General features: G+C 69.7%; 1 protein-coding gene and 1 pseudogene. Both read right to left on the reverse strand.

Annotated elements, in window-relative coordinates:
- On the reverse strand, positions 1–551 hold a 551-nt coding region (locus ACY45C_RS07605; protein ID WP_462186924.1), incomplete at its 3' end, for a DUF222 domain-containing protein.
- A gap of 305 nt (positions 552–856) precedes the next feature.
- Positions 857–1,519 (reverse strand): annotated as a pseudogene (locus ACY45C_RS07610) (MFS transporter); the annotation flags it as partial.
- Positions 1,520–1,780 lie beyond the last annotated feature (261 nt).

The following is a 1,780-nucleotide window of genomic DNA, read 5'->3' on the forward strand; positions in this document are numbered from 1 at the left end:
TGGGTGAGCTGTTCGCGCAGGTGCCGGCCGAGACGGGCTAGCTCCGCGGGGTCGAACATCCCGGCCAGCTCCAGCAGCGAAGCCTCCGCGGCGGTATACACCTCGGCGCCAAGGCCGCGCGGCAGGGAACGCAGCGCCAGGTGGATCTCCCACGCTTGCTCTACAGTGATCACACCGGCGGTCAGGGCGGCGCCGGTCGCGGCCAGCGGGCCATCCACGGCAATCGCGAGATCAAGCAGACGCCGGGCGTCGACGGGACGCATCCGCAGCCGTTCCCGCAGCAACGCCGCCGTACCGGCCGCGCCCTCCTGCGCGGACAGGTTCCGCCTATGAGCCTCCCGCACCAGCGCGAGCCGCACCGCGGCCAGGCGGGCCAGCTCCACCGAACAGTCGTCCAGGGCGCCGTACAATTCGGCGTCCGACAACGACCACACCGGCGCCTCCACCAGGCCACCCACCTGACCGGCCACCCCCACCAACCCGGACAGCACCCGATGCTGCCCGGCGGCCGGATCGGCGGCCGGATCGGCGGCCGGATCGGCGGCGGTCATGGATCAAGCGTAGATCACCCCACCTCGGATGTCGAACCTATGTTCGATTACCGTTACTCGGTGCTGTGGTTGCCGAGCGGGCAGGAAGGCCGTTTCGTCCATGCGTGACGGGCAGGGCGGTGCGTGACGGGCAGGGCGGTGCGGGTCACGTCGAGGGTGACGCACCTTGAGGCGGTCGGCCGTGGCGGAGATCCGCGGTACCCGCTTCTCGGGACTCCACTGGTAGGCGACGGTGGACAGGTGCGGGCGGCCGGCCGGTCGTGCGCTCGGTGATGCTCAGCGGCTCGTGTGCGCGGCAGTTCACCTCACCGGGCGGGCCGGCGCAGCACGGCGAACGCGACGGCGAAGGCGGTGGCGAGCAGTCCGAGGCCGACGGTGAAGGCCAGACGGTATCCGCCGGTCAACGCCGTGGCCCGGCTCTCGCCCCGGGCGAGCAGTCCGTCGGTGCGGGCGGCGGCCAGGGCGGACAGCACCGCTACGCCCATCGCCATGCCGATCTGCTGGGCGGTGTTGAACAGGCCGGAGGCGAGTCCGGCGTCGTCGTCACCGGCGCCGGACATGCTGAGCGTCGTCAGCGCCGGCAGGGCGAGCCCGAAGCCCGCGGTGAACAGCATCACCGGAAGCAGGTCGGTGAGGTAGTGCGCGTGCACGGGTACGCGGGTGAGCAGCCCGAGAACCCCGGCGAGAAGCACCAGCCCCGCCAGCAGGACGGTGTGTTCCCCGAGGCGGGCGATCAGCCGGGCGGACACGCCCAGCGACACCGCGCCGATGACGCCCGCCGCCGGGAGCATCGCGAGGCCGGTCTTGGCAGCGATGTAGCCGAGTACGTTCTGCAGGTAGAGGGCGACGAGGATCTGGAACGAGAACATCGTGGCGACCATCAGAACCTGGATCAGGTTGGCGCCCGCGACCCCGCGTGATCGGAGAATCCGCAACGGCATGAGCGGGGTCCTCGCGGTAGCTTGACGGGGTAGAGAACATTAGCGATGGCGATCATGCCCTCTGCATCAGGGGACGTCGTGGCCGCCATTTTGATCTCTGCGTTCCTAAGAAGTCGGTCCCGGATGATCAATTCAGGGTCGAGCGAAGAGGGTAGCTCGGGTACGGTCGCCCAGACGGTCGGGCAGTTCGGTCAACGGGGCCCAGCGGTAGTCAGTGACCTCCTCCAGTTGCAGCGCGACATTGGCGTTGTCGGCTGGCGGATCGATGGCCAGGAGGAAGCGAAGATC

The sequence above is a fragment of the Frankia sp. CcWB2 genome (assembly GCF_977927585.1).